Genomic DNA, 17,354 nt, shown 5'->3' on the forward strand with positions numbered 1-17,354 from the left:
CTCCTTGCTATTTTATCAAATACACGGGTAAGGATATTTCCCCGTCTTTAACTTATATTAAGATTATTTATTAAAAATGTCCCAGTATCAATGACCCAACCATCTTAAACGGTTGCTGTCTCCTGCTTCCTCATATTTATTTCTTCCTGCATTTGTTTTACTCTTGCTTCGTTAAGCCTGAATCCGAATAACAGTACCAGACCAGTGAAAATAAGCCCCAAAGCAGGAACCATAGCGATTATGTTTATAATACCGGATTTCAACGCCGGTGTAGGTGCCATTTTTGCGACAAATCCAATGGATGCAAGGGCGGAAGTCATTATAACACCGTTGGTCATCTTGCCAACCTTTAAAGGAAGGTTCATAAGACCCATAATGAATCCTGCAGTGTTTTGCCCTGTCTTCCATTCTCCGTAAACAATTGTATCACTATAGAGGGCAACGTTTGACGAACCGGATATTCCGCTTACAAAGGCTGCTGCCGTGAAGGCTGCAATAAACAAATAAGTGTTCAGACCTATGAAGGTTGCAACAAGATATATCGCCCCAGATGTAAGGGTTCCGATAATTGTCATGGAGCGCGTATTTAGTTTTTTGCTTACTGCCGGTGAGGCAAGTGTTCCTAATAATGTTCCTATGGATGTAACAAGCATATGCAAAGGCATAAGAGCCATATTTTCAGCCACGTAAGTATAATAGTATGCAACGGCTCCTGACATTATGAAAACTGCAATATTTCTTCCGTAATCGGCAAGCAAGAGAAATAAAAGAGGTGGATTTTGAAATAGGTTTCTTAAAATATCACCCAGTGAGGCTTTTTCTTTCTTTTTGACTGCAGTTTTGCTTTGATTTACAGCCGCACCTTCAGCCGGAAGATCTTCATATCCGTCTGTCAGTTTAAAGATGATAAAATAACCTATCCACATGCTTGCTGCCATTAAGAATTGAAGTACAGTATATCCAAAGATCAGACTTCCAGATATTGCGCCAAAAAATATGGCTAGGGGTGTGCTTATGTAGGAGAAAAATAATCTTGATATACTGGACCAGAACATTCTTCTTGAAGAAAGCAGTACTTTTTCTTGTGTATTGCTGGCTAATACCGGAATGAGAGCAAGGTTTGCCACCCAGGGAGTATTAAGCAGCGGCTTTGATATAATGGCACTGGCAATGATGATTATGGCTGCCACATAGTCAGAACCTATTTTTGTATACTGCAGTGTCATGAATAATACGACAAGGGGCGGCGTGACAATTAGCCATGAACGCAATTTGCCCCATTTCATAGGTTTTATGGTATCGATGATGGCACCGTATACAGCAGAGAATATGGCATCGATGGTATTAGGAAGAGTAATAATGAGTGCAACAAGGGCAAGGTTGAATCCTGCAACGTCGGTTAAGAAGTAGGTTTGAAGATACATACCCACGCTGGTCATGAGAGAAAATCCCAAGTCTCCTATACCATAAAAGGTTTTCAAAGACTTGCTTAAAGGTTTTTTCATAAGAACGCCTCCTGATTTTGTAATTTGGGTTTTATATAATTCTTCATTATATACATTCTTACAATATAAGGATTAGTTGCAGCAAAACCATTAAGAACTTGCAGTATCATTTATTGAATTTTCCTTAAATTAGACTCATTGCTTTCAAGCTGCCGCGATGATTTCCTTGTTTTTACATCGTAATAGATTTTATAAATACAAAAACATATATCAATAGGTTTTGTTTATACCTGCATTTTAAGTATAAAGTTTAATGTAACATTAAGGTCAATAACTTGTTCAAAAATTTTTTAAATAATTATTTTATAAAACATCCAAATTATTTTAAAAAAAAGTGGTTCCCCTTCATGTATATGAGCAGTCATTTTCTTATATTATGATATAATGATTTCACATGAAATCATTTCTCATCAATTTTACACGGTAAAATTCATAATATGCATAAAAAGAAAACCCGCATGGAATAATTGATTCCACACAGGTCTTCTATCTCTGTTCATAGACTTTTAAGTTCGTTATTATAGTTGTATACGCGCTGCCTTATCTTAAAAGATAGCCGCTTTTAATGAGTATATCCTCTGCTTTAGCTCCTTCATCTTCGGGAACAAGGACTATAGGGCCGGTACAGCCCATGCCGCTTTCAGAGTATATACCATTTTTCCATAATTCTTTAACGGCATCTTCCAGCTCTAAAATATCAATTCCCGCGATGGAGTAGGTAACAACCCTTTTATGAGGAGCTTTAACCTCCTCTGCAGTATCTTTTCCTTGGGCAGTGGCAGCCAACCTTTTTAGTATATCATTATAACCAGCCCTGGCTGCCGCTTTGAATTCCCTGTCAGCTGCATCAGGCAATTTATTTTGCGCAAGAGTGGCGGCATATCTTAATGCCTCGCGGATAAGAGGAGCCCCCGATGCCCTTGATATTATGCAAATTATACGGTTGTACCCCTCGCCTATTCCCGGGCCGTAACCGTAACCTAAGGATTCATAGCTGCCCCCTGTGGTATAGGAGCTTAGTATCTTTACCAGCAGGTTTCCTGTCAGCGTATCGGTAACCATTACATCGGGAACCCCGGCTAAAAGGTCGTTGCCCCTCATTACACAGCCGCCGTCTTTCCTTACAGAACCTGCAAAATTTATTTCATATCCACCCTTTGAAAGCTCTTTTAGCGCCCGCTCCACCTGTTTTGCACCATCCACATTAAGGATTCCAACACTTGGTTCAGTGATTCCCATTGCTTTAGCAGCAATTATGCCGTATAATGCATTTTTAAATATAGCTTCCACCCTGTCAGAAGATGATGTGCCTGTTGTTGTGGCAAGCATCATCTCTTTTCCGCTTCCTGGTGTTACAGCTCTACCCACAGTGGATACACCTATCGGGAAATTATAGTGAAGGGTTACCGCGCTGTCTATTTCCCCTTCATCAAGGAGCTTTTCCATGACTTTGTGGCTCTCTTCAAGGGTTTCTGCCTCATATATTTTAAAATCCCCATCAATCTTTGGCCCTATTAAAACAACTTCGAAATCATGATATTTTTCCATAGCCATTTTAGCGGCTTTGACAAGCTCCCCCGCTCCATGCTCGCTTTCAGGCAAAGTCAATGCTACCTTTACTTTTTTCCCGAAGCTGCCGCTCTCTATTGCATCGGCAATATCATTAAAAACTTCACCGATTAATCTTTTCACTTTTTCCTGTGACATATACTCCACCTCTAATCCGAAAGAAGATGGGATGCAAAATCCCTGAGGGTTTCAGCCACCATGCTCTTTATTTCATCCTTGGATATTGTGCCTTTTTCCTCTTTCTTTCCTGCATTCTTTTCTATCACGAAAGAAATTCCGTCAAAAAGATTGGTCATACGCCCTAAAAATAAGCTGCCTTTGCCTACAACCATGAAATTTTTAAGCTTTCCTTCAAGGATAAACTGCCTTCCAAATCCCATGACGGGAACTCCTGAAGGAATATGACCCTGAGTTGGTGCAAAGCCTGGGTACCCGTGCTTTTTCACAAATTCTAAAAGCTGTGCTTTATCAAGCTGTCCTTTTTTAACTGCCAGGGCCCCTATCATCTTGAAATTGGATGTGGGTACATCTCCGGCGCCGGCAGGTTCCGTACATTCAGGGTTCTGCATTTCAGGAGAATATTTATCAATATCGGTTATTTTATATCCTATCTTATCTAAAGGAGTTGTAACCAGCGCTTCAATAACAGCCTGTGGAGATGCGCCTGAGCCTATGTTATGCTTACCTATTGCATCTGTCCTTATTATGGGGTTAATACCGTCATCTTCCGATACCAATATGGCAAAGCCGCCAAGTATATCCTCCATAACCGGCATGTTCTTTTTAACATGGTCTTTACCGTTCATACCAAGCTTGGCAGTTGCTCCTCCGCCTACAACCACCACATTTTTAAATATCCCCGACTGAACCAACGATGCGGCATTGATTATGGAATGAGCCGGTCCCGCGCAAAAGGCCCTCATATCTACGCCTGTCGCATTTTTTAAGCCTGCTATTTCACCTATACCCTTTGCTATGTTTCCGCCGCCCCTCTGATTCATGTCTCCGATTGCTTCCTCGGAGCACTCTATGATATAATCGATTTCACCAGCCGGAATACCTGACTTTTCTATAAGATGCATGAGGGCAAGTACCCCTGATGCCTTAACGGAAAGGTTCTCAAGCATTACATGGGAGGAAAGGTTTTTGTCAAATTCATGGGCTCTTTTAACGCAGCCCACAAGCTTCCCGTCCATCTCCAGATGTTCCGCTCCCGATTGATTGATGTACTTTTCAATCTCTTCTACTTTAAAGCCCTCTCCCAGTTTATCTATGCTTTCTTTAAACAAGGGATGATTTTGAAGTCTTTCTTTTACACTCCTTATAAACTCTTCTTCAAGGAGGACTAAATCGAAAGAATCGCATATTTTTAAAAGGCCGTAGAATTCATCCTGAGGCATGATTTCACCGAATTTACCCCATCTTGATGAGCCTTCATACTTTTTAGTGTACCAGGGCTTTGAAATATCTGTAAGCTCCTCAGGAGTCATGTTTCCTATGTATACCTGATTTACAGGGTATGCCACCACTTCGTCAAAGGGTCTTAAATGATCTCTCAGCTTTTTCAGATATTCTGAATCAGGATTTGTTTCTTTCTCCAGCGTTTGGGTTGTACCGTTATTGACAATCAGGTCGGGAGTATTTACAAGTATGTAACTTGCTCCCTTGATAACGGGATAAACCATTTTTTCCACCTCCATATATTAAAAGGGCAGCGCTTTACTGCCCTTTAGTTTTATTTGAAATTGCTGTACTGGTCCCTCATGGATTTGACTTCTGCACAGATTGCATCTATATCCAGTACCATTTCCATCATACCGCACTGCTCATCATATATTGCTGCATCAAATTCTTCTTTAATTTCAGGTTCCACGACATGGTAAACCATAAGGCCTAAGCTGACACCTGCAAGAGGGCCTGCATATGTTGGGTCACCGGCTGTAACCGTCTCTGCTGAAAGCCCTGAAGCCTCCGCTTCGGCACCGCCGAGGACGACAACTACATTCTCAGCGCCATATTTTTCAGTAATATCTTTAACTCTCTGCTGGATCTCCAGATCCATTGCACCGGCGGCTGTTCAAACGAAACATTCGGTAGATGAGAATACTACGTCTCCTCCTGCACTCTTTACAACTGCTTCTATAGCCGGTCCGGGTATTCCGTCCCTGTCCCCTATACAAATAACCTTTTTATCCTTTAACATATTAAACATCCTTTCTATAAATTAACTCTTTCTAATTAAATTATGAACACATAATTAAACCGCTTATTGCATTAATAATACTTTTTCAGCATTTCCTCGATAGATCCTACCGAAACCTTGTCCGGCGTCAGTGCCTCTGCCTTTTCACCGTTTTTATATATTGCCATGGTCGGAAGCCCTAAAACCTTCTGCCCTATTGCAAGCCTTCTGTTTTGACTGGTATTTAAGCTGCAGAATTTGATTTTGTCTCCATACTTTTCCTCCAGTTTATGGACATCCGGCATCATTGCAATACAGGTTTCGCATTTGTCTCCCCAAAAGTCTACGAATACCGGCTTTTCTCCATAATTGACAACTTCAGTTTCAAAATTCTCCTTATTAAGCTCTATCATTGTATTACCTCCTTAATTGACGTTGAGGGGATACTTCTCCTCTTTTAGGAAAATTCGTGATAGGCGGTGAAATGTCCCCGTTATATTTTTTATTCAAATTTGTCGTATATATATTTTTCTGCGGAAGTGGCAGCGATAGCACCGTCAGCTGCCGCAGTTACAACCTGTCTTAATGTTTTTTGCCTTATATCACCTGCGGCAAATACTCCGGGGATATTTGTCTTCATATCCGCATCTGTAATAATGTATCCTCTTTCATCCATATCTACTATTCCATTAAATACTGAAGAAATAGGATCCAGTCCTACAAATACAAATACTCCGTTTACTTCCAATTCTGTAATCTCTTTAGTATTCCTATTCTCTATTCTTAATCCTTCTACTATTTCATCCCCTATTACTTCAACAGGCACGCTGTTCCATATAACTTCTATTTTAGGATTAGCAAATACTTTCTCCTGTATGGATTTCGCCCCTCTGAACTCATCTCTCCTGTGTATAATAGTGAGTTTATTTACAAACTTTGTTAAGTACAATGCTTCAGTGAGGGCGGAATCTCCTCCTCCTACAAGTGCTATGTCAAGATCGGTAAAAAAGTCGGCATCACAGGTTGCACAATAGGATATACCGCGGCCCCTGAATTCCATTTCGCCTTTAAACCCGGCTATCTTTGGTTCTGCACCTGTGGCTATTATTATTGTCTTAGCCTTATATTCTCCATTTTTACATTTGACTATTTTAATATTACCTGTTACATCCAGGCCGACTGCTTCATCCTTAACAAATTTTGTGCCGAATCCTTCGGCTTGTTCTCTCATCCTTTCACTGATGGACGGTCCTGTTGCTTCATGCTCCGAGCCTGGGTAATTTTCAAGCTCTGCAGTTGTTGCTGCTTGGCCTCCATATTTGGATTTTTCAATTACCAGAGTGTCAAGTTTAGCCCTTGAACCATACAAACCCGCCGATAACCCTGCCGGACCGCCTCCTATAATAACAACATCCAGTATTTCTGACATTTCGGTTTCTCTCCTTTATTAATTTGATTCCTCGTATTTGTCATTCTTCAACAGCCTATCTTGCAATTATTCTGCCTTGTTGACTGACATATTGGAAGCATGAGTTAAATCATAGCCAATAAAACTGAAGTCTTTAAATAAGTTTTCCCACTAATTAAATATATGCATTCTCATATAATCATACCAAATATAGGTAAAATTGTTTACTGCTTCATTAATTCTTTATTTTCAAGATATTATGACTTCATTATATGCTATATTTAACAATTAAAATGGTAATAGGTTATTATGTCGATAAATTTAAATATCAATGTATAATTAAGTATAAAGTTTAATGTAGCATTAAAGTCAATAACCTTTTTTAATAATCAGCCAGGAACTTAATAATTATTTTATTTAGCAACTTGCTGTCGACCATGATAGGCTCATTGACAAGAGCCCCTGCAGATATATGCAGAGGTTCTTTATTACCAGCACTCTTTTATGCAATGTTATGGATCGGAACACTTATACCAAATCTGTTACACTTCATTCCGCCTTCATAAATGATTCCTATAAGTTCTATCAGTGCTGGCCCCTCAATTATCAAGTTATTTATGGAAATGTAGTTAAGCAGTTTTTTAAAATGTTCAATTCGAAACGGGCCGGTCTCATTTTTCTCTATAACTCCATATAAGGCGCTGCAGCTTGGAAAGTACTTTATCTGAAGCCTATTATCAGGTTCCGGATACTTGATATTTTCTTCATTTAATGCGATGCCGTAGCTATACCTAAGCTCAGTTTCCTTTAGAAGGGCTTCCATGGGAATCACCCCAAAAAAATACACAGAAGGCAACTTTTCCATCCAGCACCTGTATATTTCTTCAATGTCACTCCCTATAAAAATTTCTTCCTTGTCTCCCCCACCTACCCAATAAAAACCTGGCCTTTGGATAATCCTATACTCTGTCATACAATCTTCCATAATTCTGCAATTATCTTGAATTACCCTAAGCCTGTTTTTCTGATGCTGGAGTCTTAATATTTCGTTATCAATTTCATCGCTCCGCCTGTCAAAGCGCTCAAGTAGCTGTTCACGGCTGCATTTACCGATTAACTCGGCAGATTCGGATAGTGAAAAGCCCAGGCTTCGATAAAGCTTAGCATACATAAGCCTGCATGAGTCATGGTAGTCATAGTACCTGTAGTTATTCTCACTGCGCTGGCTTGAATTTATTATTCCCTGGGTCTCATAGAAGCGAATCACATGCGGAGCCAAACCAACTAAACTCGACATTTCCCCTATACGGTATTTTTTCATATTAATCACCTTCCAGACCAATACAAACTTATCCCTCTAATTACAGATTAAATGCAAGTTTTCAAAGTGTAAAACAACTATTATTCATAGCAGCTATTCCAATTTAGAATGATCTATTGATATGTTAATAAATTCGACATGTTGATATGCTCCCACCGGCTATGTTTTGAGAGTAGGGAAGCCAAAAGGGGGAGACTTCTTTTAACTAAGCAGCTTAGAACGGTTTTTCAAGCTCAGTTACAGGTTTGTGAATAAGGGATACTAGATTATTCAAATATCAATATATAATTTAAGTATAAAGTTTAATGTAACATTAAGGTCAATACTGTTTTACCTTTTTTATACAGAATGATGCCTCTGAAAGCCTCTTTATAACTCTTTCAAAAAACTTAAAAGGAGGCATCGCCTCCTTTTGCTGGTGCTTGGTGCTTATTCTTTTTCTGCAGTCCATTCGCAGGCAAGAATGCCATATTCATAGGTATCAAGCCAGATAGGATTATTATTTATATCTGTTTTAAAATATATATTCTGTTTTAAGTACCCTTCTCTTCTCATTCTCAAGCGTTCAAGCAATTTCCATGACTTTTCATTCTGCGGATTACACATGGCAACAATACGGCGGGCATTCAATTGTTTAACTGCATTATCTATTACAGCTATAGCGCTTTCACCAGCATATCCATTGCCCTGATAGGCAATATTAAAAACATAGCCGAGTTCCCATGTATCAAATTCCTGCTTTGAAAAATAAATGTTTCCTATGAGCTTTTTATCTTTCTTTAAGCACACTGCCCAAAAGGCGCTGTCTGTTGAACGTCTTAAAGCCTCTTTTTCACATTCTTCCCTGGTGAATACTTCATAGGGCTCATAAAAAACAACTTGTGGCTCTGAAAGGTATTCATATAAATCGTCCGCATCCTCAGGTAAAAATGTTCTGATAATCAGCCTTTGAGTTTCTATCATTTAATCATCTCCTGCCTTCTTGCCATTAAATTTCTTTATTATTGCAATTGGCTATACACAGATTTATCGAAGGGTTATAATCTCCTTTTTCTATGGCATTCATCATTTGGCGGGCGACTCCCATTGCATCTGCAAGATCTTTTTGTGCCATGTCTTTTGCTGCCCATGCTGCTTTTATCTTTAAATTTTTTGCCATGTGCATCAACTCCTATGAAAGAGTATCATAGCATCGTCATAATGCCAACTTTATATGGCATTTCTTTAAATATATTTGACTTTTGATAACTTCAGATATTCTTCTGAAACAAGCAAGCTATTTATAGTCATAGTATTTTATACTTCACCAATATATGTACGAGTTAAATTGGGCATATGTAAATAGCTAGAATTACTATACTTTTTAAAAAGCTTTTTAAGATCCAAAGTATATGGCTCATAATTTTCTGTACCATGATCAGGTGAATATGATGCTGAAATATTTCTTCCAATAAAGCCATCTTCATCAAAAATTAAATCGTTGCTAAAGACCTTGTATTCATATATACCCTCTTTAAAAAAGCCACAAAACATTTTCTTGTCTTCACTATTCATTCCCCCGGAAAAACCCTTATATTCAGGGCAATATTTTTTATTTATTTCGTCCAGAACCAGTTTGCTAAAATTGTCCCTGATGTTCCATACCAGTATGGAAGATTAAGTCCTTTTACTTTTTTATGCTCTCTTTGAAAAACAGCAATTCTTAGCTTTGCGTCCGCTGCCGCAGGGGCAAGGGTCGTTTCGTCCCAGGCTTTTTTGCTTATCTTTTAGCTGAGTGCGCAATTTATGCATTATATCGTTGGAATTTAAGCCACGTTTTTTGAACTCCATAACTTGTTTCAATGGCTGTTCTGCGTGGTCAAAGAACCTTTTTAACCCGCCGCAAAGGTAATATAATCCAAGCTCATCATTTTCATCATGGGCGAACCTGTCTTTAAGGCATCCGCCGTTACAAATATTCAGCCAATTGCATGAACGGCATTGCATAGTCAGGCCTTCCCTTTTATTATTTCCAAAATTGCGCTGTATCTGCAAGTTTACTAATGTTCCTAAGTCAGAGCTTTCAATATCACCTATTTTATAATCCGGTGTTACGAAATGATCGCAGGAGTAGACTCCTCCGTCCTGCTCCAAAATAAGCACCCTTCCGCAGGTAGGAGCCATCCAGCATAAACTGGCATTTCCCCCGGACCATACCATCATCATTTCAGCAAATAGCTGTACATCCAACCGTCCGATATCATAACGGATCCATTCATCAAAAATTGAACACAGAAAATTTCCATATTCTTCGCCGGATACGGAGTCTTCTGTAACCTTTCCGTCTTCTCCGCGGCGCACGATAGGTATGAACTGAATCCATCCTGTGTCAAGGTTTCTTAATGCCCTGTAAACAGCTTCCGGTTCCTTTGCAGTTTTGGATGTCACAGTGCACAGCAAGTCCGGCTTGATGCCATGGACTTTTAACCTGTTAACCGCCGCTGCCACTTTATCATAAGTACCTTTTCCGCTATAATCCTTTCTAAATTCATCATGGAGCCATTGTGTGCCGTCTATACTCAATCCAATATCAAAGTGATTTTCTGCCAAAAATGAACACCATTCATCATCAAGAAGTATTCCGTTGGTCTGGAGGTTATTCCATAAATTCCAGCCTTCCGGAAGGTATTGCTTTTGCAATTCTACCACTCGCTTGTAAAAATCAAGTCCTGCAAGAGTTGGCTCCCCTCCATGCCATGTGAACTGAATAACCGGCCCCGGGCTTGCTTCTATGTATTGGCGTATATAAGTTTCCAACATGCTGTCTGACATTTTTAACTGTTGTGAATCTTTATGAAATTTTTCAGTCTCTAAATAATAACAATAGCTGCATTTAAGGTTGCATCGGGGGCCTACCGGTTTTGCCATGACTACAAAGGGTTCCATATAAGCTACCTTAAATGTTTCTCAAAGAAATCGAAGGTCTTCTCCCAGGAATCCATGGCCTGCACCGGGCGATACCTGTCGGTATGATAATACCAGAATCCATGGCCTGCATTGTCATATCGGTAGAATGTATAATCCTTTCCATACTTTTTAAGCTCTTCCTCATGGATATTTACCTCTTCGGGCGTAGGGAACTGGTCATCATTTCCGAATATTCCCAAAAGAGGGCAGCTTAAATCTTTGGTATAGTCTATAGGTGCCACAGGATTCGCAGGTGTCAGATTTTCTTTTGAAACCACGACTCTTCCGCCCCAGCAGTCAACTGCTGCATCAAATCCGTTAACTTTACAGGCGGCCATAAAGGCATGGCGTCCGCCTGAACACATACCTATAACTCCTACTTTTCCGTTGGAAGCAGGCATATCACGAAGGTATTTAAGGGCTCCCTCACAGTCTCCCATTACGCTGTCATCAGCTACTCCGCCGGATTCCCTTGCTTTCAATGATATTTCATCAGGAGTTCCATGTCCGAAACGGCAATATATGTCGGGGCAAACAGTTATGTATCCATGCTGTGTAAAGCGGCGTGCAGTCTCACGGCAATACTCATCCCAGCCGGGCATATGAGGAACCAGTACTATTGAAGGAAATGGCCCTTCGCCAAGGGGGCGTGAAATGTATGCATGGATGCTGTCTCCATTATATCCGGTCATTTTAATTGTTTCAGCCAGCATGCCTTCATACGCATCTGTTCTTAATTTGTTCCACATAATAATTAATCCTCCTTTGAATATTCTTTTAATTATTATATCACCAATTATTGGATTTAGTAACTTATCATAATGTCTATTTGAAATTTATAAAATTATTTCAGACGTTCTTTGACGGGCATAAGCAAATCAAGCTGCAAATCCTCGGGTTCGGTATTATTCATATATGCATGGCTCAAATAGTTAAGGTGCTCCTCAAGGAGTCCGCACATATGCTCCTGATCCTGCATATCTCCTGCAAACTGATATTTTTCATTTTTATTTACCCAGTCTAAAAGCCATTCCCATTCATTGAAATTTCCCATTTGGATCATGTGAGCAGCATATAATCCTCCGGTAAAATGCTTTTTGATAAGCGGTAATGGAACTTCCATATCATCCGGAATGGTCACCCATATTTCATAACCGTGGTAGCCGGTCTCGTCTACCGGGTTTGGATGATTAAAACCAAAATGCCTCAGATCCGGTTTGATTTTACACAGTCCGGTATCCTGTACGAACCTGTCAATCATCTTATAGGCATGATGCTCAGGATCATTGCCGATGTGGTGGGCAGCTGCAACAGTTGCGGGCGGTAAATAAACAATCCGGACATCCTTCAGTTTAGACAAGTGCTCCTCTGCATTTTTTAGTTTATCCATAGTTTTATCCTCCTTAAAATTAATACTGGTCAGCGGCAAGGATTCTATGGCGGCCAATATAATTTCATCTTGCACAATCAAGCGATTTATTTGTATGTGGGCTGCTTTCTGCAATTCATCAACGAATCCGCTTAGAATGCTTTTAATAGTGGACAGCGCGGTTATTTCATCATCCAATTCGCTGATATTTTGCTGGAAGACCTCTATAGCTGTAACGGCATCGGGCTTCTGAAGTATATCCTTAATTTGCTTTATGGGAATCCGCAGCTTACGCAATATCAAAATCTGCCTCAATCTAGTAAGAGCAGTTTCATCGTACATGCGATAAGCATAATCTTCCTTTCGGCAGCTCTCCATAAGCCCTGCCTGTTCATAATAGCGCAGCATCCTTGTAGATACATTAAAGCTTTTTGAAACCTGGCTAATTGTCATCGCTTCCATATTCCCTTACCTCCATCCACAATTGGAGTATAAACCACGACACGATGTCAGAGTCAACAAGCACCCGCCCCTTCAACTGTCTTGTATGGTTAATATTATTTTCATAACCAACTATCTTTCATATTAAGTATTAACTTAAACATTTCCTGTTCTGTTCGCATAAACGGCTTTCACCTGACATTTTTTAAACAAACCAATTCATATAAATCATTCCGCTGAATGCAAAGAAATTAGTAATTATGTGAGCTGCAGTAACTGCTCTGATGGACTTTGTTTTATATGCCGCATATCCCCATAAAAACCCCATAAAGGTTGCGCCCCCGACCAGAGCAATCAACCCTCCATGGTATTCCATGCCTTTTATAAAATACAAAGCAATATGCCAGAGTCCAAACATTAAGGTTGGTAAAATATAACTCTTTAAAATATCATCCGGAAATATATTTGTAAATACACCCCGCCAATATAATTCTTCTATGGTTCCATTCATAATTGCATATAACATGGATATTGCAAAAACTTGTATAGGCGCAACTGATATTGTTGGGATAAATACAACAAACAATGTAGCTATACAAGGCATAAATACTAATACATGTATGAGCATCTTTTTTCCTGAAGGTATTGAAACCGGCTGTTTTTCATGTAGCTTTTCTATTCCGTTTGCCCCTCCGAGATAATATAATGACAGGGGAATACAAAATACACCCCAGTATACGATGGAAATAAAAATATATGCAGCCGCCTTGCTCATAATATTTCCTACAAGCAACGCAAGTAAAGACAGGGCTATTACAAGCACAATAGACAGCATTAGTAACCTATTCTGTTTTACCTTTAATTTATCCATATTTTCTCCCTTTGTTTCTACTACATTTTGTGAGCTTATTCTAATTATATATTCCTGAATACAATAGCCACAAGTCTTATAATAATTTGCATGATAAAAAAAATACCGCACAAAAACTGTACGGCATCTGTCATAATCTAGATTAAATACTTATAACTATGAAATCTGCAGCGGTTCTCTATCAGCAAGCCTTATTAGCTGAAGAGGTGGACATTTCAAGAGTTCTCCGGCAGGCCTTCATACAAAGGCGGCACCGTATACATTTTCCTTGATTAACCTGTATAAATCTGCTCTCGATCATTTGTTATTCCTCCGAAAGCATGATATTAAGCGACTTTATCTTTCCATTATCAAAAGTAAAATGAAAATCCAAGGGCAGCGGACTTCCTTCAAAATTGCCAGTCAGCATAGCAGTAACAATAGTTTCACGGCTTTGTTCAACAAGGTTCATTATATCCATTCTGACATTTGCTTCTTTATTTGCTTTTAAAATATGACGGCTGATTTCAGCAGGCCCTCGAAATTCCATATCTTCATCATATAGAATGGCATCCTGTGCGAAACATGCTGCAAGCAATTCGCTGTCATAAACATCTGAAGCATGGTAATATGCAGCAATAGGCTGAGGCAGCGGCACGGCTCTGCTGTTCGATGAAAGTACGATACGCAAAAGACATACCTTGGCTTCCTTTATTACGAAGTGAAAGTCAAGATATAGGGGATCAGGCAGACCGGATTTATCGTAATCTCCGTCTGCAATAGCTGTAACGACTATTTCTTTGGTGTTCTGCACAGCATTAGTTATTTTAAGCCTCAAATTATCCTTAAAATAAATCTCATCGCTCCACGCTTCTATCTCATTCCTTCCGTGATATTCCTTTCCCGCATCTATTACGGTAGCGTCATCATGAAATGCCGAAAGAAACGCAGCCGAATCACCCGTATTGGCCGCATCAAAATGCATTTCTACTGATTCTGGCAATTGACAATTCCTGTTCATTATAATCCTCCTCTGTGCTCATACTCCTGTTTAATAGCGTATGATGATTTTTATACTCCAATTTTAACAGGTATAACTTGACGGCACCGTGTCAGATTATATAATTAATATTTAACAATTATTTCATGCAATTCTTTGCGAATCATATCCCGTATATTTTGCGGCGCCAATACTTCAATATCGGCTCCAAAAGATAGGATGTATCTCAAGAGCCATTTATTTTCCGGCAAATAGGCAGAGATATTAAAAGAACCGTCCTCATTTTTTACCACATCTTTTTCTTTAAACTCATCGTATACACGGTATGCACCATTAGCAGATATCTTCAGGTGTACATCAATCCATTTCTGAGTATTTTGTTCCTGCTTCTCTTTTGTAAATTCTTCCGTGGTTCTTTCAGAGAAAAACTCATTAGGCACCAGTAGATTTGACATACGCGTGATTTTGAAGATTCTATATGCTCTTTTTGCCAGGCAGAATCCCTGTAGATACCATGCGTTTATTTTGAAAACAAATTTAACCGGTTCCACCTTTCTTCTGACTTTTTCTCCCAATGAATTGCAATAATCAAATTCCACTATTTTGCGATTAAGAATTGCATTTTTTATTTCGGTAAATTGACGCGAGCTATTTTTATCACTGCCCCAGGGACTGAAATCCACCTCTATCCAGTCCGTGCTATTTTTGTTGAACAGGCTTCCAAGCCTAGTAAGTACTTTATCCGCTTCCGGAACTTGCGTTATTGCCAGGCTCTGCAATGCGTACAATATTTCATTTTGCTCCTTTTCAGAAAGAACAGACTTATCAAGCACATAATTATCCAGAAGAGAAATTCCGCCGCCTTTTCCCTGGCTGGCATAGACCGGTATTCCTGCTAATGATAACGAGTCTATATCCCGATAAATTGTTCTTACTGAAACTTCAAACCGTTCTGCTAATTCCTTAGCGGTGACGGATTTTTTATTCATCAGTATATATATGATTTCAAACAGTCTATTTATCTGCATATAATCACCCCGTATTTATTATACTCATATAACTTGACTATAGCATGTCATGTTATAAAACTTAATTAAGTCAATAAAAAAATACCTATAATTGGACTAACCCCGACTATAAGGTATTTCTTTCATATAAATATATTCTAAGTTATAGTACATGCCATACGATTTTGATGTATGGCATGTACTATAACCTGATTAAATATTCTTTTGCTCCTCCAAATATTTTTTTGCATCTTTAAAAAAGCTTGCAATGATCAGGTAGAAAACTATTCCTATGGGAAAGGCCGCAATAATTGAAACAGATTGCAGGCTGTTAATGGAGTTCTCTGCAAAAATCAAGCCAATAGGAAAAATGATGAACATAATTGCCCAGAATGCTCTCACAGGACGTGCAGCTTCCTCCCCCGGAGGAAGATTCTTATAGGAATATGCGGATATAACAAGGGTCAGCGAATCAAAGGTTGTTGAATAGAACAGCACCATCATGACAAAGAGAATTATAAGCAAAATCTCTGTCATAGGAAGAGTTTCAAAAATCTGAATAATGCCCTGGTTGATATCCATACCGTCCTGAACCATTCCTATTATATCCACCTTTCCTGCCAGTTGCTGCGATAGTCCATAATTTCCGAAGATTATAAACGATAGAAAAGTTCCCATAATCCCGTAGCCATATGTGCCTAGAATAACATTTTTTATGGTTCTTCCTTTACTTATCATTCCAATGAAAAAGGGCGTTGCCACACACCAGGCCATCCAGTATGCCCAATAAAAAATAGTCCAATTCTGAACAAATCCGAAAGTGCCATCACCAGATTCCCTCAATGGATCCATCCATGTGGAAAGACCGATGAAGTTTTGCATCAGATTTCCGATGGATGTAATGCCCGTCTCAATAATGTATCGTGTCTGCCCTCCAACAAATAGGAAATAGGCTAGCATCCCTAAAAACAATACCGTGCATATGGACGCAGATTTAATTATGCCTTCCATGCCGCTCAAAACAGATATGGTATATACTGCGGCAATAATACCAAGAACCACTACCGTCAATGCCGTACTGGCTTCAAAGCCGAAAACACGACTTAGAGCAGATGCCAAAAGTGGTGTTGCAAGGGAGAATGTAGTTGCTGTCCCCGCAATCAGCGCAATAATAGCTATTAAGTCTATAATTTTCCCCGGTGCTTTGTCAACACTGTTTCCTAGAAGAGGACGGCAAGCCTCAGAAAATTTTTGTTTACTGCGGCCACGAACGTGGATAGAAAAGCCGAAGGCAACTGCCAGTACCACATAAAATGCCCAGGGTATAGGCCCCCAATGAAACAACGGATAGGTCGCAGCCCAATCCTGAATCCCGCCCAGCTGTTCAATGCGTGGTTCAGCGGCATACAATGCCCATTCTATAAAGGAGTAAAAGACAATATCCGCTGCAAAAACACCGGTGAATATCATGGTTGCCCACTGAAAATCCGTGTATTGCGGTTTATCCAAATTTCCCAGCCTAATTTTCCCGTAACTGGAAAATGCAACGTACAGCGTAATAAGCAGGATTCCAAGTCCCGACAGTATATAGAAAAATCCAAGCTCGTTACTAAGAAAGCCTCTTATTGAATCCATAACCTGTGTTGAGCCTTCCGGTGACACCATAAAAACTGCACACAACGCGACAACAACAATAAGGGGGAGGATGATAAGAGGCCAGTCAAGTTGTGATAAAATACTATTCTTATTTTTCATA

The 17,354-nt window shown here is 39.5% G+C and carries 18 protein-coding genes; all 18 read right to left on the minus strand.

The window, feature by feature from the left end:
* Positions 1–104 precede the first annotated feature (104 nt).
* Complete coding sequence (locus OXPF_RS12200) at positions 105–1,505, minus strand: MFS transporter (RefSeq protein WP_054875485.1); 1,401 nt, start codon at positions 1,503–1,505, stop codon at positions 105–107.
* A gap of 540 nt (positions 1,506–2,045) precedes the next feature.
* The gene (gene grdD / locus OXPF_RS12205) at positions 2,046–3,212 is read right to left on the minus strand and encodes a glycine/sarcosine/betaine reductase complex component C subunit alpha (RefSeq protein WP_054875486.1); all 1,167 of its coding nucleotides are present in this window, start codon (positions 3,210–3,212) and stop codon (positions 2,046–2,048) included.
* An 11-nt stretch (positions 3,213–3,223) separates the two neighbouring features.
* Entirely contained in the window at positions 3,224–4,759 is a 1,536-nt protein-coding gene (gene grdC, locus OXPF_RS12210; RefSeq protein WP_054875487.1) for a glycine/sarcosine/betaine reductase complex component C subunit beta, read from the minus strand.
* Positions 4,760–4,809: 50 nt separating this feature from the next.
* On the minus strand, positions 4,810–5,277 hold the full coding sequence (gene grdA / locus OXPF_RS12215) for a glycine/sarcosine/betaine reductase complex selenoprotein A (RefSeq protein WP_083479896.1): 468 nt from the start codon (positions 5,275–5,277) through the stop codon (positions 4,810–4,812).
* A gap of 71 nt (positions 5,278–5,348) precedes the next feature.
* On the minus strand, positions 5,349–5,669 hold the full coding sequence (trxA, locus tag OXPF_RS12225) for a thioredoxin TrxA (protein ID WP_054875490.1): 321 nt from the start codon (positions 5,667–5,669) through the stop codon (positions 5,349–5,351).
* A gap of 89 nt (positions 5,670–5,758) precedes the next feature.
* A complete protein-coding gene (gene trxB / locus OXPF_RS12230) occupies positions 5,759–6,685 on the minus strand; it encodes a thioredoxin-disulfide reductase (RefSeq protein WP_054875491.1) in 927 nt (308 codons plus the stop codon).
* Between the two features lie 481 nt (positions 6,686–7,166).
* Positions 7,167–7,985, minus strand: coding sequence for a helix-turn-helix domain-containing protein (locus tag OXPF_RS12235; RefSeq protein ID WP_054875492.1), 819 nt, complete (start codon positions 7,983–7,985; stop codon positions 7,167–7,169).
* Positions 7,986–8,414: 429 nt separating this feature from the next.
* The gene (locus OXPF_RS12240) at positions 8,415–8,948 is read right to left on the minus strand and encodes a GNAT family N-acetyltransferase (protein ID WP_054875493.1); all 534 of its coding nucleotides are present in this window, start codon (positions 8,946–8,948) and stop codon (positions 8,415–8,417) included.
* A 25-nt stretch (positions 8,949–8,973) separates the two neighbouring features.
* On the minus strand, positions 8,974–9,144 hold the full coding sequence (locus OXPF_RS12245; protein ID WP_054875494.1) for a helix-turn-helix transcriptional regulator: 171 nt from the start codon (positions 9,142–9,144) through the stop codon (positions 8,974–8,976).
* 137 nt (positions 9,145–9,281) lie between these two features.
* Complete coding sequence (locus OXPF_RS12250; RefSeq protein WP_054875495.1) at positions 9,282–9,539, minus strand: hypothetical protein; 258 nt, start codon at positions 9,537–9,539, stop codon at positions 9,282–9,284.
* A 120-nt stretch (positions 9,540–9,659) separates the two neighbouring features.
* A complete protein-coding gene (locus tag OXPF_RS12255; RefSeq protein ID WP_054875496.1) occupies positions 9,660–10,910 on the minus strand; it encodes an anaerobic sulfatase maturase in 1,251 nt (416 codons plus the stop codon).
* Positions 10,911–10,915: 5 nt separating this feature from the next.
* The gene (locus OXPF_RS12260; protein ID WP_054875497.1) at positions 10,916–11,680 is read right to left on the minus strand and encodes a dienelactone hydrolase family protein; all 765 of its coding nucleotides are present in this window, start codon (positions 11,678–11,680) and stop codon (positions 10,916–10,918) included.
* A 95-nt stretch (positions 11,681–11,775) separates the two neighbouring features.
* Positions 11,776–12,762 carry a MerR family transcriptional regulator gene (locus tag OXPF_RS12265; RefSeq protein WP_054875498.1) on the minus strand — a complete coding sequence of 329 codons (987 nt, stop codon included), beginning with the start codon at positions 12,760–12,762 and terminating at the stop codon, positions 11,776–11,778.
* Positions 12,763–12,946: 184 nt separating this feature from the next.
* Entirely contained in the window at positions 12,947–13,612 is a 666-nt protein-coding gene (locus OXPF_RS12270) for a CPBP family intramembrane glutamic endopeptidase (protein WP_054875499.1), read from the minus strand.
* Positions 13,613–13,793: 181 nt separating this feature from the next.
* Positions 13,794–13,913, minus strand: a complete 120-nt coding sequence (locus OXPF_RS23655; protein WP_083479898.1) for a 4Fe-4S binding protein — start codon at positions 13,911–13,913, stop codon at positions 13,794–13,796.
* A gap of 3 nt (positions 13,914–13,916) precedes the next feature.
* A complete protein-coding gene (locus tag OXPF_RS21855; RefSeq protein WP_152967750.1) occupies positions 13,917–14,612 on the minus strand; it encodes a nuclear transport factor 2 family protein in 696 nt (231 codons plus the stop codon).
* 104 nt (positions 14,613–14,716) lie between these two features.
* A complete protein-coding gene (locus OXPF_RS12280; RefSeq protein WP_054875500.1) occupies positions 14,717–15,619 on the minus strand; it encodes a helix-turn-helix transcriptional regulator in 903 nt (300 codons plus the stop codon).
* 192 nt (positions 15,620–15,811) lie between these two features.
* Complete coding sequence (locus OXPF_RS12285) at positions 15,812–17,353, minus strand: BCCT family transporter (RefSeq protein WP_054875501.1); 1,542 nt, start codon at positions 17,351–17,353, stop codon at positions 15,812–15,814.
* Between the last annotated feature and the right edge of the window lies 1 nt (position 17,354).

Source organism: Oxobacter pfennigii, assembly GCF_001317355.1.
GTDB lineage: Bacteria > Bacillota > Clostridia > Clostridiales > Oxobacteraceae > Oxobacter > Oxobacter pfennigii.